This is a genomic window from Streptomyces kronopolitis (assembly GCF_050953795.1).
Taxonomy (GTDB): domain Bacteria; phylum Actinomycetota; class Actinomycetes; order Streptomycetales; family Streptomycetaceae; genus Streptomyces; species Streptomyces kronopolitis_A.
Window position 1 is genome coordinate 3856979 of sequence record NZ_CP191850.1, and the last position, 26118, is coordinate 3883096.

Below are 26118 nucleotides of genomic sequence, written 5' to 3' on the forward strand. Positions count from 1 at the left end.
CATGAGGAGCGGGGACCCACCCCATCGCCCGAGGAGAGTCGCATGACCGCCGAGGCCCGTACCGCCGTCGTCACCGGAGCGAGCAGCGGCATCGGCGCGGCCACCGCCCGAGCGCTGGCCGCGGCCGGCTATCACGTGGTGCTCACCGCCCGCCGCAAGGAGCGCATCGAGGCGCTCGCCGCCGAGTTGCCGCACGCCGAGGCCTACCCGCTCGACGTCACCGACCGCGACGCCGTCGACACCTTCGCGGCCTGGCTCGACCGCTTCCCCTCCCTCGACGTCCTGGTCAACAACGCCGGCGGTGCCTACGGCGCGGAGCCGGTCGCCAGCGGCGACCCCGCCGACTGGCGCGCCATGTACGAGGTCAACGTGCTGGGCGTGCTCCACATGACCCAGGCGCTGCTGCCCCAGCTCACCGCCTCCGGCGACGGCACCGTCGTCGTGCTGTCCTCCACCGCGGGCCTGGGCACCTACGAGGGCGGCGGCGGTTATGTCGCGGCCAAGCACGGCGCGCACGTCATCGCCGAGACCCTCCGCCTGGAGCTGTGCGGGGAGCCGGTGCGCGTCATCGAGGTCGCCCCGGGCATGGTCCGGACCGACGAGTTCGCCACCACCCGCTTCCGCGGCGACACCGCCAAGGCCGCCAAGGTCTACGAGGGCGTCGACCAGCCGCTCAGCGCGGAGGACGTCGCCGACACCGTCGCCTGGGCCATCACCCGCCCCGCCCACGTCAACATCGACCTGCTGGTGGTCCGCCCCCGCGCCCAGGCCTCCAACTCCAAGGTCCACCGCACCACCTGAGCCACGGCGCCGGCCCGGCAGCCCACCCCGCACCACCTGAGCCCCGGGCCGCGCCCGGCACCACGGCCGCCGGCCCACCGCGGCCCACCGGCTCGCCACCGCGAAACCGTGCCGCGCCTCCCGCGCCGCTCCCCCGGCGCCGCGCCGCGAAAGCCCCGGACCACGTCGGGTCCGGGGCTTGCCGATCGCAGGTGGTGCCGGGGCTCACCCCTTCACGCACACCACCTGCTTGAGCTGGGCCACGACCTCCACGAGGTCCCGCTGCTGCTCCATGACCTTCTCGATCGGCTTGTAGGCGCCGGGGATCTCATCGATCACCCCGGAGTCCTTACGGCACTCCACGCCCCGCGTCTGCTCCATCAGGTCCTGCGCGGAGAAGCGCTTCCTCGCGGCGTTCCGGCTCATCCTGCGGCCCGCGCCGTGCGAGGCGGACTGGAAGCTCGCGGGGTTCCCCAGGCCCTTGACGATGTACGAGCCGGTCCCCATCGAGCCCGGGATGATGCCGTACTCGCCGCTGCCGGCCCGGATCGCGCCCTTGCGGGTCACCAGCAGATCCATGTCGTCGTAGCACTCCTCGGCGACATAGTTGTGGTGGCTACAACTGACCTGTACCTTCAGGAAAGTTTGCGGCGGGACACTCGGCCGCCACATTGCAGACGCTGCTGCTCTCCCCGCACGTGTCGCCCCAAAGTCGTACCTCAGAGCAGCCCAGGCGATCCACCCGAGCGAACCCAGCGATGGTGTGGCCCATCGTCATGCAAGGGCCCCCGCGACGTGTCGTCGGCCGCGATCCTGAGCGCGAGCAGGGTGCCACGTGTGGCCACGATCAATGCGTCGGGGCTGTTGTCCGGGCCGGTAGAACACAGCTCGGCAATATGTCGGCTCACAGCCGAGCGCTTGATGATTCGCCCGGTGGAGTCGATGTGGAACAGGGCGCCTTGGTCGCCACCGATCAGGAACCCGGCCCCAGCAGGGATCACGCCCTCGGCCGGTCGCTGCCGGAGGTCGATCCGCCACCGAAGTGCTCCCTCGGCGAGGTCGGCCACTGCGTATCCCGTGGGCTCCCGCAGCCACAGCAGTCCGCCGGCGCACTGGACCGCAGTAGGCGCCAGAGCTCTGTCATGGCACCGGAGGGTGCGGATGGTTCCACCCCCGATGCGGATCTCGACGACGGTGCTCTGCCCGCAGCGGGCCAGGACACGGTCAGCGCCCGCCCAGGAGAAGAGCATCCCCGCATCAGCGGCGGTCAACGGCTCCGGAAGCTCCCACCGGGCCCGTTCCCAGCCGTCACGCATCCGGATCAGACGCACGCTCGCCCCGCGCCCCTCCCCCATCAGAACGGCATCGCCGACGACCAGGGGGCGGACGGTGTCGTGGCGTTCACCTGTGCTCCATAGGAGGCGGCCAGTGGACAGGTCGAAAGCGTGCAGCGGTGTGTAGCCGCGCCAGCCGCCTACGATCACGGTGTCGTCGCCGACCACGATGTGCCCGGCGAGTCGAGGGAGATCGGCCTTCCAGAGCACGGCCCCGGTGCGGAGATCCCAGCAGGTGAGGACGTCGGTGTTCTGCGCGATGCCGAGGCAGTGGTCACCGGCCGCCACGACCGAACGCGGCCAGAGACCGAACGGGACGTCCCATCGGAGCGTGCCGTCCCGCCAGTCCAAGCAGACCAGACGGCTCTGCCGCTCATGGGCGACGACGCAGTCCCCCGCCACGGCCACCGTGCACGGGTGGAGACGCTGGTGCAGCGTCCGCTCCCACAGGACTTCCTCAGACATCTCCGCACTCAATCAAACGCCCCACCGCAAGAGCCAGCCGATTCCGGCGGCCGGACGTGGCCGTCGAAACCGCCAGCTCCGCTCAGCCCTTCACGCAGACGACCTGCTTGAGCTTGGCGACAACCTGGACCAGGTCCCGCTGCTGCTCGATCACCTTGCCGATCAGCTTGTACGCGCCGGGAATCTCGTCCACCACGCCAGAGTCCTTACGGCACTCCACGCCCGCCGTCTGCTGCTCCAAGTCCTGCGTCGAGAACCGCTTCTTCGCAGCGTTCCGGCTCATCTTGCGGCCGGCACCGTGCGAGGCGGAGTTGAAGGACTTCTCGTTGCCCAGGCCACGGACGATGTAGGACTCCGTCCCCATCGAGCCGGGGATGATTCCCCACTCACCTCCACGGGCGCTGATGGCTCCCTTGCGGGTAACCAGCAGGTCCATGCCGTCGTACCGCTCTTCGCTGACGTAGTTGTGGTGGCAGCTGATCACACCAGGGCGGTACTCCACCGTCCTCATCTGACCTTGACTATCTTCCTGCTGGCAGGAGATCACCGGCTCGAAGACCGGCTTGGCCCTCTTGAACTCCTTGCGGACCACGTCCTGGAAGAGCGCCATCATCACGGCCCGGTTGTGCTTCGCGTACTCCTGCGCCCAGAACAGGTCGTTGCGGTACGCCGCCATCTGCGGGGTGTCCGCGACGAAGACGGCGAGGTCGCGGTCGACCAGGCCCTGGTTGTGCGGCAGCTTCTGCGCCTGGCCCATGTGGAACTCGGCCAGCTCCTTGCCGATGTTCCGGGAGCCGGAGTGCAGCATCAGCCACACCGCGCCGGTCTCGTCGAGGCAGAACTCGATGAAGTGGTTGCCGCTGCCGAGCGACCCCATCTGCTTGGTCGCCCGCTCCTGCCGGAACCTGACCGCCTCGGCCACGCCGCCGAACCGCGCCCAGAAGTCGTCCCACCCCGCGGTGGGGAAGCCGTGCAGCCGCCCGGGGTCGACCGGGTCGCCGTGCATCCCCCGGCCCACCGGGATGGCCTGCTCGATCTTCGAGCGGAGCCGGGACAGATCGCCGGGCAGGTCGTTGGCGGTGAGCGAGGTCTTGACCGCGCTCATCCCGCAGCCGATGTCGACGCCGACCGCCGCCGGGCAGACCGCGCCGCGCATGGCGATCACCGAGCCGACCGTGGCGCCCTTGCCGTAGTGCACGTCCGGCATCACGGCCAGGCCCTTGATCCACGGCAGGGTGGCGACGTTGTGCAGCTGCCGCATGGCTACGTCCTCGACCCCGTCCGGGTCCGTCCACATCCGGATCGGAACCTGGGCACCAGGCACCTCGACATAGGACATAACTTCCCCATTCCCCCGAATTTATGAAAAACGCAAAAGCCGGACAAGTTATCCGATCTTGGACGGCAAACCGGCGTAGGCGGCAAGACGTGCGATAGACATTGTGTCCATCGGCCGCCGACCGGCGGCAACCAGATTTCCCAGGGAAGGAGCCGCGAGCGATGCCACGCAAGTCGTTCGTACCCGGTGCCGCGGTGGTGGCGGCCGCGGCGCTGGCCGTCGGCCTCGCCGGCTGCAGCGGCGGCTCCGGCCAGGACGGCAGCGGCGCCGACGCGAAGGGCGGCAGCGCCGCCAGTTCGAATCCGGCCGCCGAACCGGGCCGCTACCAGACCCTCCCCGAGGCCTGCGGGCTGCCCTCGCGCAGCGCCATCCGCGGCATGCTGCCCGGCGACGACAAGTCCCTGTCGTCCGCGGAGGCCGACAAGCTCTACCGCGGCCAGGCCGACATCACCTACGACACCGACCGCCGCGTCGGCTGCCGCTGGACCCGCGAGACCACCGCCGGCACCCGCCACATCGGCCTCGACATCCAGCGCGTGGTGTCCTACGACGGCGCCGTCAGCGATGACGACAAGGCGCAGGAGATCTACGACTCCAAGGCGCAGGCCGCACAGATACCGTCCGGCGCCGGCTCCCCGTCGCCCGCCTCACCGTCCCCGTCCACCCCGAAGGGTGCGGACAAGGGCGCGGACAAGGCCAAGGGCAAGGACAAGGGCACCGGGCCCGTCACGAACAGCGCACCGGACGCGAAGGACAAGGACGCGTCGGGCAGCCCCTCGCAGTCCTCCGACCCGAGCGCGCAGCCGAGCGGCTCGACCGCCCCCCGCGCCCTGGACGACCTCGCGGACGACGCCTTCCTCAATGACAAATTGGTCACAGCGGACTCCGGAGTGCACCGCGACGTCACTGTGGTCTTTCGCACGTCGAATGTGATCGTGACGCTCACGTACGACCAGTGGTCGACGGACAAGACGATGTTGCCGGACAGCCAGGAACTGCAGGACAAGGCCCGTTCGCTGGCCGGCGAGCTCTCCGACAGCCTCAGCGAATAGTCCGGATCGCACACCTTGACCGACTCGCCACACAAGGCGAAGAAGCGCCCGTTTTGGGCTGCGCACTCATCGACAGGAATCGGTCACCCACCCCGTCGCGCCGCGTACCGTGCGTCTAGCCCTGCCCGTAGACGGGACGGGGCGGGCCTGATGGCCGGCCATGCCGACCCGACGACGAACAGCGAAGGAACCATGCACCGTTCAGCCAAGCGACTCGCCAGCCTTCTCACCTGCGCAGCAGTTCCGGTGCTGCTCGTCGCCGGCTGCTCCGGCTCGGACAGCGACAGCTCCGGTGACGCCTCCGCCTCCGCCCCCTCCAGCAGCGCCAAGTCCTCCGCGCCGACCGTCGCCCCCGCGAAGTTCAAGAAGCTGCCCAACCCGTGCCAGACGTTCTCCAAGGACACCATCAAGAAGATGCTGCCCAAGGTGAAGGACGCCTCCGGGAACCAGGGCGACTCCTCGGACAACACCGCCCACGGCACCTGCTCGTGGACCAGCTCCGACGAGAACGGTGTCGACGGCACCCAGTTCCGCTGGCTGGACATCGGCCTCCAGCGCTACGACTCCGACCCCGGCGTCGGCTCCGGCGAGCAGCGCGCCACGGACTTCTACACCAAGCAGGTCAGTGACGCCAAGGACGCCAAGGGCGCCAAGAAGCTGTCGGCCATCAAGACCTCCGGCACCGGCGACGAGGCGACCGCGATCACCTACGACGTGAAGAAGGAGGGCAACGACTTCAAGAACACGACCATCGTCGCCCGCACCTCCAACATCGTCGTCACGATCAACTACAACGGTGCCGGCCTGGCCGGCGCGGACGCCCCCAAGAGTGCCGACCTGCTCAAGCAGGCCCAGGCCGCCGCCAAGGAAGCCGTCGCCTCCGCCACCAAGGCCAACGGCAGCTGATCCACCGGAAGGGCCCGCACCGTCCCCCGGTGCGGGGCCCTTCCGCCCACGCGTGGGCTCTCCCGCCCGGCCCCGCCCGGCCGCCCGGCCCGCCCGGTGAGGACCGCCACCCCGTGTGAGCACCCCTTCACCGGCCCCCGCCCCTACCGGCACACGCCCCTTCGCACGCATGTGCCAGGCTGTCGCTCGCAACTGATCGACTGGGAGGGGTCCTCGGGTGGCCGCGCCGCTGAAGCTGACACGCACACACCGGATACTCATCGGAGTAGTCATCGCCGGCGCGGTCGTGATCGCCGGCATCGGCTTCGCCGGCTCCTACACGGCCGTGCGGGAACTCGCCCTGAAGAAGGGCTTCGGCACCTTCGCCTACTTCTTCCCGCTCGGCATCGACGCGGGCATCTGCGTCCTGCTCGCCCTGGATCTGCTGCTGACCTGGATCCGCATGCCCTTCCCGCTGCTGCGGCAGACGGCATGGCTGCTGACGGTGGCGACGGTGGCCTTCAACGCCGCGGCGGCGTCCGACCCCCTGGGCATGGGCATGCACGCCGTCATCCCGGTGCTGTTCGTCGTCACCGTCGAGGCCGCCCGGCACGCCGTCGGGCGGATGGCCGACATCACGGCGGACAAGCACATGGAGGGCGTCCGCCTCACCCGCTGGCTGCTGTCGCCCCTCCCGACCTTCCTGTTGTGGCGGCGGATGAAGCTGTGGGAGCTGCGCTCCTACGACGCGGTGATCAAGCTGGAGCAGGAGCGGCTGGTGTACCAGGCCCGCCTGCGTTCCCGGTTCGGGCGGGGCTGGCGCCGCAAGGCCCCCGTGGAATCCCTCATGCCGCTGCGGTTGGCGCGGTACGGGGTGCCGCTGGCGCAGACCGCTCCCGAGGGGCTGGCCGCGGCGGGCATCGACCCTCAGCTGCTGCCGGCGACGGCAGCGCGGCCCACGCAGTCCGCCCCGGACCCGGCGCCCCGGAGCATGCCGGGCCGCGAGTTGCCGGCCCAGGGCCAGCCACCCCGTACCGCGCCGAGCCAGGCAGCACCGTCCCAGGCCGTGCACGCCCAGGAACTGCCCCAGGGAATGCCGAACCAGGGCACCCCGCCCCAGGGAATGCCGAACCAAGCCGCGCCGAACCAGGGCACGCCGCCGGACCAAGCCGCGCCGAACCAGGGCACGCCGAGCCAGTGGTTCGCGGCGCCGCAGCAGGGGACGTACCAGGGTGATTACGACCCGGCGTTCGTCCCGGAGCAGGAGCACCAGCCCTCCCCCGACGAGCAGCGGCAGCTGCCGACGCACGAGCGGGACCAGCCGGCGGCGCCGGCCCCCGAGGCCTCCGTCCCGGTACCGAACGGCGCTGGGGGAACCCGCCCCCTCGGCAAGGGCACCCCGCAGCCGGACGCCCCATCAGCCCCATCAACCCCGCAGGTCCAGCCGGAGCCGGCCCCGCAACCCGCCGCCACCCCGGCCGACGAGGACCTCTACCAGGTGTTCCGGCACTCGATAGAGGGCGAGGGCATGCCGACACCGGGCGCGTTCGCGGCCAACGTGGAGGCGCAGTTCGGGGTCCGTCTGCAATCGCGCGAACTGAACCGCTACATGGACCAGTTCAGCGACCGCCTCAACGCGGAGCTGATGGAGGAGCACATCGCGTAACCCCCCGCGCACGGCTTCGGCCAGGGAAAAGGGGGCGGCCCCGGGATGTCTCCTCCCGGGGCCGCCCCCTTTCCTCACCGCTGAGCCATATCCCCTCCCGGGGCCCACGACTCAGCGGCAACGACGCACCGGCCCACCGGCCGTCCTCATTCCCCCAGCAGCTTGCGCACCCGGTCGGCGCCGACCGCCAGCAGCAGCGTGGGCAGCCGCGGACCGGTGTCCCGGCCGACCAGGAGGTTGTAGAGGAGGGCGAAGAAGCTGCGCTGGGCGACCTTCAGTTCCGGGGTCGGCTTGGCGTCCGGCTCCAGGCCCGCCTGCACCTTCGGCACGCCGTAGACCAGCGTGGTCAGCCCGTCCAGCGACCAGTGCGTGGCGAGGCCGTCCAGCAGCAGCCGCAGCGAGCCGCGGGCCTGCTCGTCGAGGGTGGCGAGCAGCTCCTCGTCGGGCTCGTCGCGCACGATGGTCCGCTGCTCGGCCGGGACCTGGGTGTTGATCCAGTACTCGGCCCGGTCGAGCCGCGGGCGGGTCTCGTCGAGGTCCGTGACGGGGTTGGCCGGGTCCAGCTCGCCGAGGATCCGCAGCGTCTGCTCGTCGTGGCCCGCGGTGATGTCCGCGACCGAGGCGAGCGTGCGGTACGGCAGCGGGCGCGGAGTGCGCGGCAGCTCACCGGCGGCGGTCCGGGCCGCGCGGGAGTGCGCGGCGGCGTCGGCCGGCAGTGCGGTGCCGTCCGCGACCTTGGACTCCAGCTTGTCCCACTCGTCGTAGAGCCGCTGGATCTCCTGGTCGAAGGCGATCTTGAAGGACTGGTTGGGCCGGCGGCGCGCGTACAGCCAGCGCAGCAGCGGCGCCTCCATGATCTTCAGCGCGTCACCCGGCGTCGGCACCCCGCCGCGCGACGAGGACATCTTGGCCATGCCGCTGATGCCGACGAAGGCGTACATGGGACCGATCGGCTGCTCGCCGCCGAAGATCTGCCGGACGATCTGGCCGCCGACGACGAAGGACGAGCCGGGCGAGGAGTGGTCGACGCCGGACGGCTCGAAGAGCACGCCCTCGTAGGCCCACCGCATCGGCCAGTCGACCTTCCAGACCAGCTTGCCGCGGTCGAACTCGCTGAGCCGGACCGTCTCGGCGAAACCGCACTCCGTGCAGGTGTAGGCGAGTTCGGTGGTCTCGTCGTCGTACGAGGTGACCGTGGTCAGGTCCTTCTCGCACCGCTCGCAGTAGGGCTTGTACGGGAAGTAGCCGGCCGAGCCGCCGCTGCCGTCGTCCTCGCCGGCCGCGCCCGAGCCCTCGGCGGCCTCCAGCTCGGCCTCGTCGACGGGCTTCTGCGACTTCTTGGCGGGCGCCTTCTTCGTGCGGTACTGGTCGAGGATCGCGTCGATGTCCGCGCGGTGCTTCATCGCGTGCAGGATCTGCTCGCGGTAGGCACCGGAGGTGTACTGCTCGGTCTGGCTGATGCCGTCGAACTCCACGCCCATCTCGGCGAGCGCCTCGGCCATGGCGGCCTTGAAGTGCTCCGCCCAGCTCGGGTACGGCGAACCGGCCGGGGCCGGCACCGCGGTCAGCGGCTTGCCGATGTGCTGGGCCCAGGACTCGTCGACGCCCGGGACGCCGTTGGGGACCTTGCGGTAGCGGTCGTAGTCGTCCCAGGAGATGAGGTGGCGGACCTCGTAGCCGCGGCGGCGGATCTCGTCGGCGACGAGGTGCGGGGTCATGACCTCGCGGAGGTTGCCGAGGTGGATCGGGCCGGACGGGCTCAGGCCCGAGGCGCAGACGATCACCGGCGCGGAGGCCCCGGCGGCCGTTTTGCCCGGGGCGCGGCGCTCCGCCTCGGCAATGACCTCGTCGGCGAACCTGGAGACCCAGTCGGTCTCGGTGCTCTGCTGAGCCACGATCGGCCCTTCCTCTTCCTGGTGTATCCCCATTGCGCCGTCCTGCGCGCGGACGCACAAAAGCCTGACGGTGCCCATTGTCCCAGACGGAAAATCAGTGGTAGTGCCGTGGGATACTCGTTGGCAAACCCTTTCCACTCCGACGACACCTCCCTTCCGGAAGAGAGCACCTCTCCATGGCCTCGGTCACCTCCCTCGCAGCTTCGGTCCATCAGCGCGTCGCGGACGCCCTCTCGGCAGCCCTGCCGGAGGCCGGCGCCGCCGACCCGTTGCTGCGACGAAGCGACCGGGCCGACTACCAGGCCAACGGCATGCTGGCGCTGGCGAAGAAGCTCCAGGGCAATCCGCGGGAGCTGGCGGCCAAGGTCGTCGCGGAGATCGGCGAGAACCCCCTCTTCAAGGAGGTCGAGGTCTCCGGCCCCGGCTTCCTCAACATCACGGTCACCGACCGGTCGATCACCGAGACGCTGGCCGCGCGCGCCGCCGACGACCGGCTGGGCGTCCCGCTGAAGGAGCGGCCCGGCGTCACGGTCATCGACTACGCCCAGCCGAACGTCGCCAAGGAGATGCACGTCGGGCACCTGCGCTCGGCGGTCATCGGCGACGCCCTGCGCCACATGCTGGACTTCACCGGTGAGCGGACGATCGGCCGGCACCACATCGGCGACTGGGGCACCCAGTTCGGCATGCTCATCCAGTACCTGATCGAGAACCCCGGCGAGCTGGCCCCGGCGGCCGACGTCGACGGCGAGCAGGCGATGAGCAACCTCAACCGCGTCTACAAGGCCTCGCGCGCAGTCTTCGACTCCGACGAGCAGTTCAAGGAGCGGGCCCGCAAGCGGGTCGTGGCGCTCCAGAGCGGCGACAAGGAGACCCTCGACCTGTGGCAGCGGTTCGTGGACGAGTCGAAGGTCTACTTCTCCTCGGTCTTCGAGAAGCTGGACATGGAGATCCGCGACGACGAGATCGTCGGTGAGTCCGCGTACAACGACATGATGGCCGAGACGGCGCGGCTGCTGGAGGAGTCGGGCGTCGCGGTCCGCTCCGAGGGCGCGCTGGTCGTCTTCTTCGACGAGATCCGCGGCAAGGACGACCAGCCGGTGCCGCTGATCGTGCAGAAGGCGGACGGCGGCTTCGGCTACGCGGCCTCCGACCTCTCCGCGATCCGCAACCGCGTCCTGGACCTGAAGGCGACGACGCTGCTGTACGTCGTCGACGTCCGCCAGTCGCTGCACTTCAAGATGGTCTTCGAGGCGGCCCGCCGGGCGGGCTGGCTGACCGACGGCGTCACCGCGCACAACATGGGCTACGGCACGGTCCTCGGTGCGGACGGCAAGCCGTTCAAGACCCGTGCGGGCGAGACCGTGCGCCTGGAGGACCTCCTCGACGAGGCGGCCGAGCGGGCGACGACGGTGGTGCGCGAGAAGGGCGCGGCGGTCGGTCTGACCGAGCAGGAGATCACCGAGAACGGCGCACAGGTCGGCATCGGCGCGGTGAAGTACGCGGACCTGTCGACGTCGGCCAGCCGCGACTACAAGTTCGACCTGGACCAGATGGTGTCGCTCAACGGCGACACCTCGGTGTACCTCCAGTACGCCTACGCCCGTATCCGGTCGATCTTCCGCAAGGCCGGTGACGCGGCCCCCGCGGCGCACCCGGAGCTTCCGCTCGCCCCGGCCGAGCGGGCGCTGGGCCTGCACCTCGACCAGTTCGGCGAGGTGCTCGCCGAGGCCGCCGCGTCGTACGAGCCGCACAAGCTCGCCGCGTACCTCTACGGCCTCGCCTCGCTCTTCACGACCTTCTACGACCAGTGCCCGGTCCTGAAGGCCGAGGGCGGCCCGGACCAGCTCGCGAACCGGCTGTTCCTCTGCGACCTGACCGCCCGCACCCTCCACCAGGGCATGGCCCTGCTCGGAATCCGTACTCCCGAGCGCCTCTGAGCCCGTCTTCGCCTAGGGTCTGGCCGGAACGGCCCCGTACAACGCAGCTGTTGTACGGGGCCGTTCCGTTTTTTTCTCCATGGAGGGGCAGGACAGCGATGTACGAGAACAGCGGGACCGGCACCGTGCCGACGCGGCGGGCCTTGCTCGGAACGGGGGCCGGACTGCTGGCGGCCGGCCTGCTGGCGGGGTCGGCCGGGCCCGCCACCGCGCAGGAACCGGCGGCTACCGCCCCGAAGGACCCGGCCGCCGCGAAGGCCCCGTCGACCGGTGACGCCCAGGCGGCCCTGCGCCGCCTGGAGCGGACACATCACGCGCGCATCGGCGCCTACGCGCACAACACCCGCACCGGCGCCACCGTCGCCTACCGCGCCGACACCCGCGCCCCCATGTGCTCGGTCTTCAAGGCCCTCGCCGTAGGGGCGGTGCTGCGCGATCTCGACCACCACGGGGAGACCCTCGCCCGCCGCATCCACTACACCCGCGCCGATGTCATCGCCAACTCCCCCGTCACCGAGGCCCATCTCGCCACCGGCATGACGATCGCCGGGCTGTGCGCCGCCGCCGTCCAGCGCAGCGACAACACGGCGGCCAACCTCCTGCTGCGGGAGCTCGGCGGCCCCACCGCCGTCACCGGCTTCGCCCGCTCCCTCGGCGACCACCACACCCGCCTCGACCGCTGGGAGCCGGACCTCAACTCGGCCGAGCCGTGGCGCAGGACGGACACCACCACGCCCGCCGCCATCGGCCGCACCTTCGCCCGGCTGCTGGTGGGCGACGGGCTCACGCCCGTGGACCGGGCCCGGCTGACGGCCTGGATGAAGGCCAACGAGACCAACACGGACCGCTTCCGCGCTGCGCTGCCCCGTGACTGGGCCATCGCCGACAAGACCGGCACCGGCTCGTACGGCACCGCCAACGACGCGGGCGTGGCCTGGACCCCGGACGGCACCCCGATCGTGCTGGCCGTGCTGACCGGCAGCGCCGAGCGGTCGGCGCCCGGCAACGACCGGCTGGTCGCGGACGTGACGAGGGTCCTCGCGCGGGCCGTGACGCACTGAGGTCCCGGGCCGTGCCCCGCTGAGACGGCGGTCCGGGCAGGTGTGACGGTCAGGGCATGTGCTTGCGCGCCGCGTCCTTGGTCTTCTCGCTCGCGTCCAGCCCGTGTCCGGCGGTCTTCTCGGCCTTGCCCTCGGCCTGGAGCTTGCGGTTGTGCGTGGCCCGGCCGACGACTTCCTTCACGGCGCCGATGACCTGGGCGCCCTTGGCCTGCATCTTGCGCTTGGCGGTCATGGTTACCCGCTCCTCGGTCGGTCGGGGATCTTCCTTGACAATCGAACGCGTGCCCGGCTGACGGCGGTCAAAACATGCCGGCAACGACAAAGCTCCCGCCCCGGACCCGGGGCGGGAGCTGCGGCGGGCGGTGCGCCGGGCGTCTCACAGGCCCTGCGCGACCTCCGTCGCCCAGTACGTCAGGATCATGTCCGCACCGGCCCGCTTGATGCCGGTCAGCGCCTCCAGGATCGCCTTGTCGCGGTCGATCCAGCCCTTCTCGGCGGCCGCCTCGATCATCGCGTACTCACCGGAGATCTGGTACGCGGCGACGGGCACGTCCACCGAGTCCGCGATCTTCGCGAGGACGTCGAGGTACGGCATCGCCGGCTTGACCATCACCATGTCGGCACCCTCGTCGAGGTCGAGCGCCAGCTCGCGCAGCGACTCCCGGAAGTTCGCCGGGTCCTGCTGGTAGGTCTTCCGGTCGCCCTGGAGCGAGGAGCCGACGGCCTCCCGGAACGGCCCGTAGAACGCGGAGGAGTACTTCGCGGTGTAGGCGAGGATCGACACGTCCTCGTGCCCGGTCTGGTCCAGGGCGTCCCTGACCACACCGATCTGGCCGTCCATCATCCCGCTGGGACCCACGGTGTGGACGCCCGCGTCGGCCTGCACCTGCGCCATCTCGGCGTAGCGCTCCAGCGTCGCGTCGTTGTCGACCCGCCCGTCCGCGTCCAGCACGCCGCAGTGGCCGTGATCGGTGTACTCGTCCAGGCACAGGTCCGACATGATCACGAGGTCGTCGCCGACCTCGGCCCGCACGTCCCGGATCGCCAGCTGCAGGATGCCGTCCGGATCCGTGCCCGCCGTGCCGAGGGCGTCCTTCTTGTCGTCCTCGGGCACCCCGAACAGCATGATCCCGGCGACCCCCGCCTCGACGGCCTCGACAGCGGCCTTGCGCAGCGTGTCCCGCGTGTGCTGGACGACGCCCGGCATCGCGGAGATCGGCACCGGCGCGCTGATCCCCTCGCGCACGAACGCGGGCAGGATCAGATCGGCCGGGTGCAGCCGGTGCTCCGCGACCATCCGCCGCATGGCGGGGGTGGTCCGCAGGCGCCGCGGCCGCGCCCCTGGGAAGCTTCCGTACTTCGTCATACCGCCCACGCTACGCCCGCCGTACGCCTGCCTTTGCCGACGTACCGTCGGACTTTTGCGACGTACCGTCGGAGCGGAAGACTCCGCGGACCGCCCCGCTCAGGCCGCCACGGCGGGACCCTCGACGGGCTCACCGGACGCCGGCCCGGGGCGGCATTCCCGGCACCGCCCGGGCTCCGGCGCCCGGAACGCGCGCTCACAGCCGTCGCAGGTCTGGAACGGCTCCGGAGGGGGCGGGCAGGGGGCGTCCGGGATGGTCTCGCGTCCCGGGGGCAGCGGCGGCGGAAGCATCTCCCGGAGACGGTGTGCGAGCAGCCCCGCCGGGTTCTTCAGCTCGGCCGGGAGCGCGGCGGTCAGCGTGCGGTGCACGGCCGCGGCCGTGGCGCCGTTCTCGAACCAGGCGGCCACGGCGGAGGCCAGGCGCCGCACGTCCCGCCCGGACAGGGTGAGCCGGTCATCGGTCCGGCGCAGCGACGCGAGCAGGGCGCGGGCGGTGACCTGGTGCGCGTCCGGGGCCGCCTCGGGGACGAGTTCCGGGGCGATTTCCGGGGCGATTTCCGGGACAGGTTCGGGGGTGGAGTCAGGGACGGGCTCGGGCACCGGCCGCGCGGGCGACGGCTGTGGCGCTCGCGCCGCACGGGCCTCCTCCGGGACGCCGGGCGCGTGATGCGCGTACGTACGGGTGAGCACCCGGCCGTCGGCGGTCCGCTCCCGCACCCGCTCGACGTAGCCGTACGCCTCCAACTCCCGCAGGGCGAAGGCGATCCGGTCCCGCCCCTCGGGGAAGCGGGCGGCGAGGCTGCGGATGTCGACGGCCGCGCCCTCGGGCAGCGACAGGATGTGGGTGCCCACCCCGATCGCCGTCAGGGACAGGTCGCGGTGCTGGGCGAGGTGGTTGCCGATGATCGTGTACCGGTCCGGCTGGTACAGCCGGATGTGGGTCACCCCGTAGTGGGCGGCACTTCGCCGAACACGGGGATACGGGCGCGCTGCGCGGTTAGGCTTCTCTTCAGCCATCGGGAAGGTGCTTCTTCCTCTGGTGGTCAGGCCCTCGCATTGGGATTGCAGTCCCGGCGGGGGCCGTCGCATGTCTGCGGTGGTGGTCAGGCCCGAGCCTGCCCACCCAAGTCGCCCACGCGCCAGCCGAGTTGAGCCGGTTCACCCCCATGGGTGACATACGCGGGGTTTGGTGGGTGGGGAAGGTTCTTTCCCAGGGGTTCTCTGTCTTTGACCGCCCGCCGCACCGCCACCCGGCCCACCGGATCCCGCCTTTCCGGGCTCCGGTTCAGCGCTCGGCATCCGGCCCGAGATCCAGCTCCGCCCACACGGTCTTGCACGGCACCGGCCCTTCCTGGACGCCCCAGCGGTCCGCCGACTCCGCGACGAGCAGCAGCCCGTGCCCGGACTCGGACAGGGTGCCGCCGGAGTCCGGCGCACGGACGGGCAGCCGGTCACCGCGCGTATCGGTCACCTCGATACGGAGCGTGGCGGGCGGCACGACGGCGAGGGTGAGCCGGAAACTCCGCCCGGCGACGCGCCCGTGCTGCACCGCGTTCGCCGCCAGCTCCGCGACGAGCAGCCGGGTGGGGTCGAAGGGCAGCCCCCACGAGGCCAGTTGCTCCACGGCGAGGATGCGGGCCAGCCGGGCACCCCGGGGCGTGGCGGAGAGCGGAACGGAGTACCGGAGGGACGGGGCGGGGTCCGCCCCGAGGCCGGTAACGGAACTGCTGGTTCGAGTGATTCGCTGATTCACGTCACACAGCGTGGTCGTGCGTATCTAGCCTGAGAAGGACCGGAAGCCGGACAGGGCGCAATTGTCCGGGGCGATACGACTCTTGTCCGGGCCACGCACCGTAGCGGTCACGGGCGACGGACGTTGAACATGGTCACAAGGCGGAGGGGGTCGGACATGAGCGAATGGGATACGGGCCCGGAGGACGAGGAAGCCGGGGCCGTGATGAAAGTCGTCGGGCGGCAGCTCAAGCTGTGGCGCGAGGCGGCCGGGCTCACCCAGGCCGAATTCGGGAAAGCGATCGGGTACAGCGAGGAGTCGGTGTCCGCGGTGGAGCGCGGACGCCGGGTTCCCCAGCCGGAGTACCTGGACCTGGCGGACGAGGTACTGGGAGCGGGTGGCCGACTCGCCGCACTGAAGGAGGACGTGGCACTCGTCCGCTACCCGAAGAAGGTCCGGGACCTGACGAAGCTGGAAGCGGCGTCGGTTGAGCTGTGCTGCTACGAGAGCTCCGTCTTCAACGGCCTGCTGCAGATCGAGGAGTACGCACGCGCACTCATCGGCAACCGCCGCCCGTTCTTCACGCCACGCGAAATCGAGGAGCGGGTCGCGGGCCGCATGGCCCGCCAGAATATCCTGGACAGTTCGGCGACTCCGCCCATCTTCAGCTTTATTCAGTGCGAGTCGACGCTGCGCCGCCCCATCGGGGGCAAGCCGGTGATGCGCAGGCAGCTCGAACGGTTGCTGGAGGTCGGCCAGTTCCGGAACGTGGACCTCCAAGTGCTCCCACTGGGACGGGAAGTGAACCCAGGTCTCAGCGGTTCGTTCAGCCTGCGTCGGCTGAAGGGGGGCGATACGGTCGCACACGCCGAGGTCCAGCATCTCAGCCGAGTGATCTCCGAACCACCACAGGTACAGATGCTCGACATGCGTTATGGCAGCATCCGGGTGCAAGCTCTCACACCACGTGAGTCACTGGCCTTTATCGAGAAAGTGCGGGAAGAGACATGACCCTCAAGCCTTGCTCCGGGACCGAGCGCGAACCGCACTGGGCGAAGAGCAGCTACAGCAGCGACGAGGGGGGCGAGTGCGTCGAGGTCGCCACCACCCCCGGCACCGTCCTCATCCGCGACTCCAAGAACCCCGACGGCCCCCGCCTCACCCTCGCTCCCACCACTTGGGCCGCGTTCCTCCCGTACGCCGCCGAGCACTGACGGATCAGGACGGCGGACACGCAGAAGGGCGCCCCCACAAGGGAGGCGCCCTTCAAGCCGTACCCACGGCCGTACCGACGGCCGCTCAGCTACGGGCCCGCCGACGCGACCCGGGCCGCCGCTCGCTCGGCCGGGTGACCGGGTCACCGGCCTCCAGCGCGGCATCGCGGCGCGCCGCGCCGAAGTCCGCGAGGGCCTCGGCCAGCTTGTGCACCGACGGCTCGGGCGACATGACGTCCACCCGCAGGCCGTGCTCCTCGGCGGTCTTGGCGGTGGCCGGGCCGATACAGGCGATCACCGTCACGTTGTGCGGCTTGCCCGCGATCCCGACGAGGTTGCGCACCGTCGACGAGGACGTGAAGAGCACCGCGTCGAAACCGCCGCCCTTGATCGCCTCACGGGTCTCGGCCGGCGGCGGCGAGGCGCGCACCGTCCGGTAGGCGGTGACGTCGTCGACCTCCCAGCCCAGCTCGATCAGGCCCGCCACCAGGGTCTCGGTGGCGATGTCGGCACGCGGCAGGAAGACGCGGTCGATCGGGTCGAAGACCGGGTCGTAGGGCGGCCAGTCCTCCAGCAGCCCGGCGGCCGACTGCTCACCGCTCGGCACCAGGTCGGGCTTCACACCGAAGGCGACCAGCGCCTTGGCGGTCTGCTCGCCGACCGCGGCGACCTTGATCCCGGCGAAGGCCCGGGCGTCCAGGCCGTACTCCTCGAACTTCTCCCGGACCGCCTTGACGGCGTTGACCGAGGTGAAGGCGATCCACTCGTAGCGGCCGGTCACCAGGCCCTTGACCGCGCGCTCCATCTGCTGCGGGGTACGCGGCGGCTCGACGGCGATGGTGGGGACCTCGTGCGACACCGCGCCGTACGAGACGAGCTGGTCGGAGAGCGAAGCGGCCTGCTCCTTGGTCCGCGGCACGAGTACCCGCCAGCCGAACAGCGGCTTGGACTCGAACCACGACAGCGGCTCACGCCGGGCCGCGGCACTGCGCTCACCGACCACGGCTATGACCGGCTGGCCGCCGTCCGCCGACGGCAGCACCTTCGCGGCCTTCAGCACCTGCGCGACCGACCCGAGGGTGGCCGTCCAGGTGCGCTGACGGGTGGTGGTGCCGGCGACCGTGACGGTCAGCGGGGTGTCCGGCTTGCGGCCGGCGGACACCAGCTCACCGGCGGCCGCGGCCACCGAATCGAGGCTGGTGGAGACCACGGCCGTGGCATCGCTGGCCCCGACCTCGGTCCAGCAGCGCTCGTCGGCCGTGCGGGCGTCGATGAACCGCACGTCGGTGCCGTGGGCGTCGCGCAGCGGCACCCCGGCGTACGCGGGCACGCCGACGGCCGCGGCGATACCGGGCACCACCTCGAAGACGATGCCCTCGGCGGCGCAGGCCAGCATCTCCTCGGCGACATACCCGTCGAGGCCGGGGTCCCCTGTGACGGCGCGCACGACCCGCTTGCCCGCGCGGGCCGCCGTCATGACAAGATTGGCGGTGTCGCGAAGGGCCGGTACGTCCGCAGGGATTGACGCCTCGTCAGCCGGCGTCTGCAGTGGTGTGTCGACCTGTGCGCGTGCATGCACACGCACCACGTCCAGCACCTGCGGGTCGGCGATCAGCACGTCCGCGGAGGCCAGCGCCTCCACGGCCCGCAGCGTCAGCAGGCCCGGGTCTCCCGGCCCGGCACCCAGGAAGGTGACCTGACCGGAGGCGAAATGGTTTGGGGCGGTGGGGTTCAAAGTGCTCGCTCCCCCATAAGACCGGCCGCACCCTTAGCGAGCATCTCGGCGGCGAGTTCCCGGCCCAGCTTCAGCGGGACCGACTCGACGTCGGGAGTGGCGGGTACGTGCCCGGTGGTGGACAGTTGCACCAGCGTGCTGCCGTCGGTCGTGCCGACGACACCGCGCAGATGCAATTCGGTGACAGCCTGCTCGTCAGCCGTGGGGCCTCCCCTGCTCGAACGGAGTCGAGCGCTCGGGGAGAGGTCGGCCAGTGCTCCGACGGGTGCGGAACAGCCGGCCTCCAGGGCGGCGAGCAGGGAGCGCTCGGCGGTCACGGCGGCCCGGGTGCCCGGGTCGTCGAGCTCGGCGAGCTGGGCGGCGAGGTCTGCGTTGACCGCAGCGCACTCGATCGCCAGTGCCCCCTGGCCGGGGGCGGGCAAAACCACGTCGGGCGACAGCAGCTGCGTCGCCTCGTCGATGCGGCCGATGCGGGTGAGTCCGGCGGCGGCGAGTACCACCGCGTCCAGCTCGCCCTTCTCGACGAAGCCGATGCGGGTGTCGATGTTCCCGCGTATCGGCACGGCCTCCACGCTCCGGCCCAGCGACCGGGCCCAGGCGTTGAGCTGCGCCATCCGCCGAGGGGAGCCGGTCCCCACGCGGGCACCGTCGGGCAGCTGCTCGAAGGTGAGCCCGTCCCTGGCGATCAGCGCGTCGCGGGGGTCCTCCCGCACGGGTATGGCCGCCAGGGTCAGGTCGTCGGGCTGCGTGGTGGGCAGGTCCTTGAGGGAGTGGACGGCGAAGTCGATCTCCCCGGCGAGCAGCGCGTCGCGCAGCGCGGAGACGAACACGCCGGTGCCGCCGATCTGCGCGAGGTGCTCGCGGGAGGTGTCGCCGTAGGTGGTGATCTCCACCAGCTCGACCGGCCGGCCGGTCACCTTCCGGACCGCCTCGGCGACCTGCCCGGACTGGGCCATGGCGAGCTTGCTGCGCCGGGTGCCCAGCCTCAGCGCTCGTGTGGTGCTGTCGTTCATGCCCGCTCCCGTGCATCGCGCGTGTCGGCCCTGCTGACGGCGGCGACCGTCTCGGGGTCGAGGTCGAACAGTTCCCGCAGTGCGTCCGCGTACCCGGCGCCGCCGGGCTCGCTGGCGAGCTGCTTGACCCGCACGGTGGGCGCGTGCAGCAGCTTGTCGACGACCCGGCGCACGGTCTGGGTGATCTCGGCGCGCTGCTTGTCGTCCAGGTCGGGAAGTCGGCCGTCGAGCCGGGCGATCTCGCCGCTGACGACATCCGCGGCCATGGTGCGCAGGGCGACCACGGTGGGGGTGATGTGCGCGGCCCGCTGGGCCGCGCCGAACGCGGCGACCTCGTCGGAGACGATGCCGCGCACCTTGTCCACGTCGGCCGCCATCGGCGCGTCCGCGGACGCGTCGGCCAGCGACTCGATGTCGACGAGGTGCGCGCCCTCGATCCGGTGCACCGCGGCGTCTATGTCCCGCGGCATCGCGAGGTCGAGCAGCGCCAGCGGCGCCGGGTTGTCCTGGCGCGCGGCCGCGACCATCTCACCGGCCAGCACCAGACCGGTCGCGCCGGTACAGGACACCACGATGTCGGCGGCGGCCAGCTCCTGCGGGACGGTGGTCATGGCCACCGCGCGGGCGGCGAGCCCGCTCGCGGCGCCGGGGCCGCCCGGCTCGGTGAGGATCCGGACCAGCCGCTCGGCCCGCTCGACGGTGCGGTTGGCCACCGCCAGCTCGCCGACACCGGCCCGCACCAGGGTGGTGGCGGCCAGCGACGACATCGAGCCGGCGCCGATGACCAGCGCCCGCTTGCCCCGCGCCCAGCTCTCCACGTCCCCGCCGCCCGCGAGCTGCTCCAGCCCGAAGGTGACCAGCGACTGGCCGGCCTTGTCGATACCGGTCTCGCTGTGCGCGCGCTTGCCGACCCGCAGGGCCTGCTGGAACAGGTCGTTCAGCAGCCGGCCGGCGGTGTGCAGCTCCTGCGCGACGGCCAGCGCGTCCTTGATCTGCCCGAGGATCTGGCCCTCGCCGACGACCATCGAGTCCAGGCCGCAGGCCACCGAGAAGAGGTGGTGGACGGCGCGGTCCTCGTAGTGGACGTACAGATAAGGGGTCAACTCCTCCAGACCGGCGGCGCCGTGCCGCGCCAGGAGGGTGGACAGCTCGGCGACACCGGCGTGGAACTTGTCCACGTCGGCGTACAGCTCGATGCGGTTGCAGGTGGACAGCACCGCGGCCTCGGTGACCGGCTCGGCCGACACCGCGTCCTGCAGTAGCTTGCCGCGCGCCTCCGGGGCGAGGGCGGCCCGCTCCAGCACGCTCACCGGCGCGCTGCGATGGCTCAGCCCGACGACCAGCAGACTCATGCCGGCATCACGGCGGGAACGTCCCCGTCAGGTCCCTTGCGATCGCCGGTGACGGCAGCGGCAGCGGCACGGGTGGCCGGGGCCGGGGCCGGGGCGCCACCGTCGGGCCCGCCGTCCTCACCCGCCTTGCGCTGCTCGTGGAAGGCGAGGATCTGCAGCTCTATGGACAGGTCGACCTTGCGGACGTCCACCCCGTCGGGGACGGTCAGCACGGTCGGCGCGAAGTTGAGGATGGAGGTGACACCGGCGGCGACCAGGCGGTCACAGACCTGCTGGGCGGCCCCCGCGGGCGTCGCGATGACACCGATCGAGACACCGTTGCTCTCGATGATGTGCTCCAGCTCGTCCGTGTGCTGGACTCCGATGCCCGCGACGGGCTTGCCGGCCATCGCCGGGTCGGCGTCTATCAGCGCGGCGACCCGGAACCCGCGCGAGGCGAAGCCCCCGTAGTTGGCGAGCGCGGCGCCGAGGTTACCGATGCCGACGATCACAACCGGCCAGTCCTGGGTCAGCCCCAGCTCACGCGAGATCTGGTAGACGAGGTACTCGACGTCGTAGCCGACGCCGCGGGTCCCGTACGAGCCGAGGTAGGAGAAGTCCTTGCGCAGCTTGGCGGAATTGACCCCCGCCGCGGCCGCGAGTTCCTCGGAGGAGACCGTGGGTACCGAGCGCTCGGAGAGCGCCGTCAGGGCGCGCAGATACAGCGGGAGACGGGCGACGGTGGCCTCGGGAATGCCTCGGCTTCGGGTCGCCGGTCGGTGAGTTCGGCCAGTTGCCACGGTGCTCCTGCGGGTAGAGCGGGGCTGCGGACGACCGTCTGGAACCCGACCGCCCTGTCTTCTGCAGGCTATGTCTTTGTGAACGCGTGCACAAAGATGGTGTCCGGTTTGTCCGGCCAAAGTGATGGGGGTCACGCGGCTTTTACGGGCCTTCGCGGAACCAACTCCCGAGGCCCGCCGTTGGCTCGCGCCACCCGTCTGACCAGGCAGCACCGACGGGAGCACGCGCCCTCACTCCTTACCGCCATACCCCCGGAAACCTACAAATCGCCCATCGATGGTAAGCCACCCCGACCGGCCCGGACCGGCCCCGGACACGCCGCGAGCGGCAGGCCCCGGGCGGTCTGCCGGCTCGCCGCGGACGGCCCCGGCGGGCCGGCACACCCCCGGACCCGGGCCCCGCCCCCGGCCCGCCCCGGGCACAATGACCCCATGGCCCCCTCGTTCAACGTGTTCAGCCGCAGCTCCCGCAAGAACCCCGCCGACCGGATGGTCACCCTCGTCGGCAAGCCGGGCTGCCACCTCTGCGACGACGCCCAGGCCGTGATCGAGAAGGTCTGCGCCGAGACCGGCGCGTCCTGGGAGCGCAAGGACATCACCGAGGACCCCGAACTGCACCGCAAGTACTGGGAGCAGATTCCGGTCGTCCTCGTCGACGGCGCCCAGCACGACTTCTGGCGGGTCGACCCCAAGCGCCTGCGCACCGCACTGGGCGCCTGAGCCCCCGCCGCGGACGGCCGCCCGGACCCGCCGCGGTCCGCCCCCGGACCCCCGCCACGACCCGCCGCGGGATGGCCGTAACGCACCCGTCCCCCGCCGCCGGCCTTCCGGACACGCGCCCGTAACCGGCTGCACCGAACAAACTGGCTACGCTGTCGCCATGGCTCTCCCGTCTCCCGACCACCGCCCCGGCAGGAGTCCCCACGGGACGCCCCTCGTCCCGTCCGCGCGCCGCCCCCGGTGGACGCCCTCCGGGGCGCTGCCGTCCCTGGGGTGGTTCACCCGCCGCCGGCGCCCCGCCACGGCGCGCAGCGTGCTGGCCGGCGAGGCCGCGGCCGAGGCCGCCCGCAAGTCCACCCAGGACGCGCCGCCCGTCGAGGAGACCCCGGCCGAGCCCGAGTTCCCGGTCGTCGGGGACACGGCCGCCGCCGCCTTCTTCGACCTCGACAACACCGTCATGCAGGGCGCCGCGCTGTTCCACTTCGGCCGCGGCCTCTACAAGCGGCACTTCTTCCACAAGCGCGACCTCGCCCGCTTCGCCTGGCAGCAGATCTACTTCCGCCTGGCCGGCTCGGAGAACCCCGAGCACATGGCCGACGTCCGCAACAGCGCCCTGTCCATCGTCCAGGGCCACCGCGTCGCCGAACTGATGTCGATCGGCGAGGAGATCTACGACGAGTACATGGCCGAGCGGGTCTGGCCGGGCACCCGCGCCCTGGCCCAGGCACACCTCGACGCGGGCCAGAAGGTCTGGCTGGTGACCGCGGCCCCCGTGGAGACCGCGACGATCATCGCCCGCCGCCTCGGCCTGACCGGCGCGCTGGGCACCGTCGCCGAGTCCGTCGGCGGGGTCTACACGGGCAAGCTGGTCGGCGAGCCGCTGCACGGCCCCGCCAAGGCCGAGGCGGTCCGCGCGCTGGCCGCGGCCGAGGGCCTGGACCTCTCGCACTGCGCCGCCTACAGCGACTCCGCCAACGACATCCCGATGCTGTCGCTGGTGGGACACCCCTACGCGATCAACCCCGACAGCCGCCTGCGCAAGCACGCCCGCGAGCAGGGCTGGCGGCTGCGCGACTACCGGACCGGCCGGAAAGCCGCCAAGATCGGCATCCCGGCGGCGGCCGGCGTGGGCGCCCTCGCGGGCGGCGCCGCGGCCGCCGTCGCGCTCCAGCGACGACGCCGCTGACCAGGGATGATCACGGAGCGACACGGCGGGCCATCCCCTGTCCCTACCCCCGCCGCCGTCCGCTCAGTCACATTGCTGCCGGTCAGCCACAACACGCCCTCCAACCAGGCAGATTGCGTTCCCTTCCGATCAATAGTTGCTCAGTAATCGATACTTGATCTGCCACCAACCCGGCACGGACCGTAAGTAATCGATGATTTGAGCAACTGGGTGTAGCGCTGCCTGTACGAAGCGTTATTCTCCTCAGACGCAATCCGGAACCCACACGTCCCTACGACGAGTGAACGGTCCCGCACTGCACGTGATGGAAGCTCTGCCTCTGGGAGTCCCGTGTACCCACACGTCGGGGTTGACGCCTCGGGCCTGGCTACGCTGCGCACGACACTCGTCGACCACCTGCGCAGTTTCGTCCCCACCGCGTACGCCGTCCCCGCATTCGCCTCAGCCGTCCCCGCCGCCGGCCCCTGCTACGCCCTGGCCGACGGGAGTGCTGCGGTCGGCAAGGCCGCCGGCAGATCCCGCCGCGCCGGCACCGGCACGACCACCGCCCGCCGCCCCGCCGACAGCGACAGCCGTCGCATGATGGACCTGGTCGAGCGGGCCCAGGCCGGCGAGGCCGAGGCCTTCGGCCGCCTCTACGACCAGTACGCCGACACGGTCTACCGCTACATCTACTACCGCGTCGGAGGCCGTGCCACGGCCGAGGACCTCACAAGCGAGACCTTTCTGCGCGCCCTGCGCCGCATCGGCACGTTCACCTGGCAGGGCCGCGATTTCGGCGCCTGGCTGGTGACCATCGCGCGCAATCTGGTCGCCGACCACTTCAAGTCCTCCCGCTTCCGCCTGGAAGTCACCACCGGAGAGATGCTCGACGCCAACGAGGTCGAGCGCAGCCCCGAGGACTCCGTCCTCGAATCCCTCTCCAACGCCGCCCTGTTGGAGGCGGTACGCAAGCTCAACCCCCAGCAGCAGGAGTGCGTCACGCTGCGCTTCCTGCAGGGCCTCTCGGTCGCCGAGACCGCCCGTGTCATGGGCAAGAACGAGGGCGCGATCAAGACCCTCCAGTACCGCGCCGTCCGCACCCTGGCGCGACTGCTCCCCGAAGACGCCCGCTGACCGACCCCTATCCGCACAAATCGACGCCCCGTCCCACGCCGTGCGCCGCTCACACCTGGTGATCTTTCATAACCGGTCGGTCAGATCATCGTGAGTGCGTAACCCGAGTGCCGCGCCGCTCGTTGTGCGGAATGCAGGCTCCATGCGGTCACGCCATGCCCGCCGCCTCTCACTCGATCGAGTGGCCGCGGACTGCTGCGTGCAACCGTCCGGTCCGTCTGGACAGTCAAAGCCAGTCCGGGGAGTCGAGCGGGATGACGAGAGGAGGTGCCGCCCGTGATCGCGAATGTCTCGGTGCACCGGCGGGCCAACGCCTTCGCCCAGACCCTGGAGGAGCAGGTCCTCGAGGGCACGGCGGCCGAGGACCAGGTCGACAATCCGGCGCAAGCGCCGGGCGAAGCACGGCTGTTGGCGGTCGCCGACGGCCTCGGGAGACTCCCGAGGCCGGAGATGGCTGCCGAGGTCAAGACTGTCCAGCGCGCCCAGCTCATCGCCGCGATGGAGGCCGCCTTCGCCGAAGGCGCTCCGTCCGACGGTGCCCGGGTGCCCGAGCAGCGCGAACACAAGGGCGCGCACCGCGCCACGAAATCGGTCGGCCGGCTGCGCCCGCGCTCCCGCCTCTCCAAGGGGCTGGCAGCGGGCGGACTGACGGTCGGCGTCGCCGCAGGGGCCTTCACCGGCGTCGCCGCGGCCAGCTCCGACGCCCTCCCCGGCGACTCCCTCTACGGCCTCAAGCGCGGCATGGAGGACCTCAAGCTCGGCATGGCCGACGACGACTCCGACCGCGGCCGGCTCTATCTCGACCAGGCCTCCACCCGCATCATGGAGGTCCGCCGCCTGATGGAGCGCGCCCGGCTCGCCGACCTCGACCACGAGTCGCTCGGCGAGATCCGCAAGGCGCTCGCCGGCATCACCCATGACGCGGGCGAGGGCCACCGCCTGCTCCACCAGGCCTACGAACGCGACGGCTCGCTCGGCCCCATCCAGGCGCTGAACTCCTTCACCACGTCGCACCGCGGCACCTGGTCACAGCTGCGCGACAAGCTCCCCGTGCAGCTGATGGACGTCCGCGACAAGGTCAGCTCGGTCTTCGACGCCATAGACCATGAGGTCGGTCCGCTGCGCTCGCTGCTGCCGCCCACCCCGGCCGGCAAGCACCACCACCGCAACACGCCCGGCTCCGCGGGCACCGGATCCGGCTCCGCCGGCCACCCGGCGCCCTCCGGCAGCAAGTCCGCCTCCGGCCGGCACTCCGGTGGCGCGCACGCCCCCCGCCCGTCGGCCACCCCGTCCCAGGACGACGGCCTGCTCGGTGGCAATACGGGCGGCCTGCTCGACCCGCCGTCCAAGAGCGGCAGCCCGTCCCCGCACCGTGGCCACCACGGCAAGGAGCCCGGCGGCCAGCCCGACGTCACCCTCCCGCCGCTGATCCCGGGACTGCTTCCCGGTCTGGGCATCGACGGCGAGGATCTCCCGAAGTAGCGCCCG

24 protein-coding genes are annotated in these 26118 nt (G+C 71.3%); 12 read left to right on the forward strand and 12 right to left on the reverse strand.

Annotated elements, in window-relative coordinates; all coding sequences use genetic code 11:
• Positions 1 to 42 precede the first annotated feature (42 nt).
• Positions 43 to 801, forward strand: coding sequence for an SDR family oxidoreductase (locus ACQP17_RS16975; RefSeq protein ID WP_433857041.1), 759 nt, complete (start codon positions 43 to 45; stop codon positions 799 to 801).
• 204 nt (positions 802 to 1005) lie between these two features.
• Here the strand turns inward: ACQP17_RS16975 and ACQP17_RS16980 are convergent, their stop codons facing one another.
• The 3 genes from ACQP17_RS16980 to ACQP17_RS16990 form a co-directional block, all read right to left on the reverse strand.
• On the reverse strand, positions 1006 to 1536 hold the full coding sequence (locus tag ACQP17_RS16980; protein ID WP_433859924.1) for an RtcB family protein: 531 nt from the start codon (positions 1534 to 1536) through the stop codon (positions 1006 to 1008).
• The gene (locus tag ACQP17_RS16985; protein ID WP_433857042.1) at positions 1500 to 2579 is read right to left on the reverse strand and encodes a PQQ-binding-like beta-propeller repeat protein; all 1080 of its coding nucleotides are present in this window, start codon (positions 2577 to 2579) and stop codon (positions 1500 to 1502) included. The genes ACQP17_RS16980 and ACQP17_RS16985 overlap by 37 nt, the downstream gene beginning before the upstream one ends.
• Before the next feature lie 82 nt (positions 2580 to 2661).
• The gene (locus ACQP17_RS16990; protein WP_433857043.1) at positions 2662 to 3918 is read right to left on the reverse strand and encodes an RtcB family protein; all 1257 of its coding nucleotides are present in this window, start codon (positions 3916 to 3918) and stop codon (positions 2662 to 2664) included.
• Positions 3919 to 4079: 161 nt separating this feature from the next.
• Between ACQP17_RS16990 and ACQP17_RS16995 the strand changes: the two genes are divergently transcribed.
• The 3 genes from ACQP17_RS16995 (at position 4080) to ACQP17_RS17005 (ending at position 7521) form a co-directional block, all read left to right on the forward strand.
• Positions 4080 to 4970, forward strand: a complete 891-nt coding sequence (locus ACQP17_RS16995) for a hypothetical protein (RefSeq protein ID WP_433857044.1) — start codon at positions 4080 to 4082, stop codon at positions 4968 to 4970.
• A 192-nt stretch (positions 4971 to 5162) separates the two neighbouring features.
• A complete protein-coding gene (locus ACQP17_RS17000; RefSeq protein WP_433857045.1) occupies positions 5163 to 5876 on the forward strand; it encodes a DUF3558 family protein in 714 nt (237 codons plus the stop codon).
• A gap of 217 nt (positions 5877 to 6093) precedes the next feature.
• Complete coding sequence (locus ACQP17_RS17005) at positions 6094 to 7521, forward strand: DUF2637 domain-containing protein (RefSeq protein WP_433857046.1); 1428 nt, start codon at positions 6094 to 6096, stop codon at positions 7519 to 7521.
• Between the two features lie 146 nt (positions 7522 to 7667).
• Here the strand turns inward: ACQP17_RS17005 and lysS are convergent, their stop codons facing one another.
• Positions 7668 to 9449 carry a lysine--tRNA ligase gene (lysS, locus tag ACQP17_RS17010; RefSeq protein WP_433857047.1) on the reverse strand — a complete coding sequence of 594 codons (1782 nt, stop codon included), beginning with the start codon at positions 9447 to 9449 and terminating at the stop codon, positions 7668 to 7670.
• Between the two features lie 143 nt (positions 9450 to 9592).
• Between lysS and argS the strand changes: the two genes are divergently transcribed.
• Together argS and bla are read left to right on the forward strand one after the other, a co-directional pair.
• Positions 9593 to 11356, forward strand: coding sequence for an arginine--tRNA ligase (gene argS, locus ACQP17_RS17015; RefSeq protein ID WP_433857048.1), 1764 nt, complete (start codon positions 9593 to 9595; stop codon positions 11354 to 11356).
• A 98-nt stretch (positions 11357 to 11454) separates the two neighbouring features.
• Positions 11455 to 12417, forward strand: a complete 963-nt coding sequence (gene bla / locus ACQP17_RS17020) for a class A beta-lactamase (protein WP_433857049.1) — start codon at positions 11455 to 11457, stop codon at positions 12415 to 12417.
• A gap of 49 nt (positions 12418 to 12466) precedes the next feature.
• On the opposite strand, the gene ACQP17_RS17025 is transcribed toward bla, so the two are convergent.
• From ACQP17_RS17025 to ACQP17_RS17040, 4 genes are all read right to left on the reverse strand, one after another.
• A complete protein-coding gene (locus tag ACQP17_RS17025; protein ID WP_433857050.1) occupies positions 12467 to 12649 on the reverse strand; it encodes a CsbD family protein in 183 nt (60 codons plus the stop codon).
• Positions 12650 to 12793: 144 nt separating this feature from the next.
• Complete coding sequence (gene hemB, locus ACQP17_RS17030) at positions 12794 to 13783, reverse strand: porphobilinogen synthase (RefSeq protein ID WP_433857051.1); 990 nt, start codon at positions 13781 to 13783, stop codon at positions 12794 to 12796.
• A gap of 99 nt (positions 13784 to 13882) precedes the next feature.
• The gene (locus ACQP17_RS17035) at positions 13883 to 14800 is read right to left on the reverse strand and encodes a helix-turn-helix domain-containing protein (RefSeq protein WP_433857052.1); all 918 of its coding nucleotides are present in this window, start codon (positions 14798 to 14800) and stop codon (positions 13883 to 13885) included.
• Positions 14801 to 15068: 268 nt separating this feature from the next.
• Positions 15069 to 15536 carry an ATP-binding protein gene (locus tag ACQP17_RS17040; RefSeq protein ID WP_433857053.1) on the reverse strand — a complete coding sequence of 156 codons (468 nt, stop codon included), beginning with the start codon at positions 15534 to 15536 and terminating at the stop codon, positions 15069 to 15071.
• A 156-nt stretch (positions 15537 to 15692) separates the two neighbouring features.
• On the opposite strand from ACQP17_RS17040, the gene ACQP17_RS17045 reads away from it, so the two are divergent.
• Positions 15693 to 16526, forward strand: a complete 834-nt coding sequence (locus tag ACQP17_RS17045; protein ID WP_433857054.1) for a helix-turn-helix domain-containing protein — start codon at positions 15693 to 15695, stop codon at positions 16524 to 16526.
• Entirely contained in the window at positions 16523 to 16729 is a 207-nt protein-coding gene (locus tag ACQP17_RS17050) for a DUF397 domain-containing protein (RefSeq protein ID WP_433857055.1), read from the forward strand. Before ACQP17_RS17045 ends, ACQP17_RS17050 begins: the two co-directional genes overlap by 4 nt.
• A gap of 85 nt (positions 16730 to 16814) precedes the next feature.
• On the opposite strand, the gene ACQP17_RS17055 is transcribed toward ACQP17_RS17050, so the two are convergent.
• The 4 genes from ACQP17_RS17055 to ACQP17_RS17070 are packed head-to-tail and all read right to left on the reverse strand — an operon-like array spanning position 16815 to position 21608.
• On the reverse strand, positions 16815 to 18464 hold the full coding sequence (locus ACQP17_RS17055; RefSeq protein ID WP_433857056.1) for a uroporphyrinogen-III synthase: 1650 nt from the start codon (positions 18462 to 18464) through the stop codon (positions 16815 to 16817).
• On the reverse strand, positions 18461 to 19477 hold the full coding sequence (gene hemC / locus ACQP17_RS17060; RefSeq protein ID WP_433857057.1) for a hydroxymethylbilane synthase: 1017 nt from the start codon (positions 19475 to 19477) through the stop codon (positions 18461 to 18463). Before hemC ends, ACQP17_RS17055 begins: the two co-directional genes overlap by 4 nt.
• A complete protein-coding gene (locus ACQP17_RS17065; RefSeq protein WP_433857058.1) occupies positions 19474 to 20829 on the reverse strand; it encodes a glutamyl-tRNA reductase in 1356 nt (451 codons plus the stop codon). Before ACQP17_RS17065 ends, hemC begins: the two co-directional genes overlap by 4 nt.
• Entirely contained in the window at positions 20826 to 21608 is a 783-nt protein-coding gene (locus tag ACQP17_RS17070) for a redox-sensing transcriptional repressor Rex (RefSeq protein WP_433857059.1), read from the reverse strand. Before ACQP17_RS17070 ends, ACQP17_RS17065 begins: the two co-directional genes overlap by 4 nt.
• 432 nt (positions 21609 to 22040) lie before the next feature.
• On the opposite strand from ACQP17_RS17070, the gene ACQP17_RS17075 reads away from it, so the two are divergent.
• From ACQP17_RS17075 to ACQP17_RS17090, 4 genes are all read left to right on the forward strand, one after another.
• Positions 22041 to 22328 carry a glutaredoxin family protein gene (locus tag ACQP17_RS17075; RefSeq protein ID WP_189104315.1) on the forward strand — a complete coding sequence of 96 codons (288 nt, stop codon included), beginning with the start codon at positions 22041 to 22043 and terminating at the stop codon, positions 22326 to 22328.
• Positions 22329 to 22587: 259 nt separating this feature from the next.
• A complete protein-coding gene (locus ACQP17_RS17080; RefSeq protein ID WP_189104326.1) occupies positions 22588 to 23514 on the forward strand; it encodes an HAD family hydrolase in 927 nt (308 codons plus the stop codon).
• A gap of 330 nt (positions 23515 to 23844) precedes the next feature.
• Positions 23845 to 24630, forward strand: a complete 786-nt coding sequence (locus tag ACQP17_RS17085; RefSeq protein WP_189104316.1) for an ECF subfamily RNA polymerase sigma factor, BldN family — start codon at positions 23845 to 23847, stop codon at positions 24628 to 24630.
• A 276-nt stretch (positions 24631 to 24906) separates the two neighbouring features.
• Positions 24907 to 26112 (forward strand): DUF5667 domain-containing protein, encoded by a 1206-nt coding sequence (locus tag ACQP17_RS17090; RefSeq protein WP_364884357.1) that lies wholly within the window; start codon positions 24907 to 24909, stop codon positions 26110 to 26112.
• Positions 26113 to 26118 lie beyond the last annotated feature (6 nt).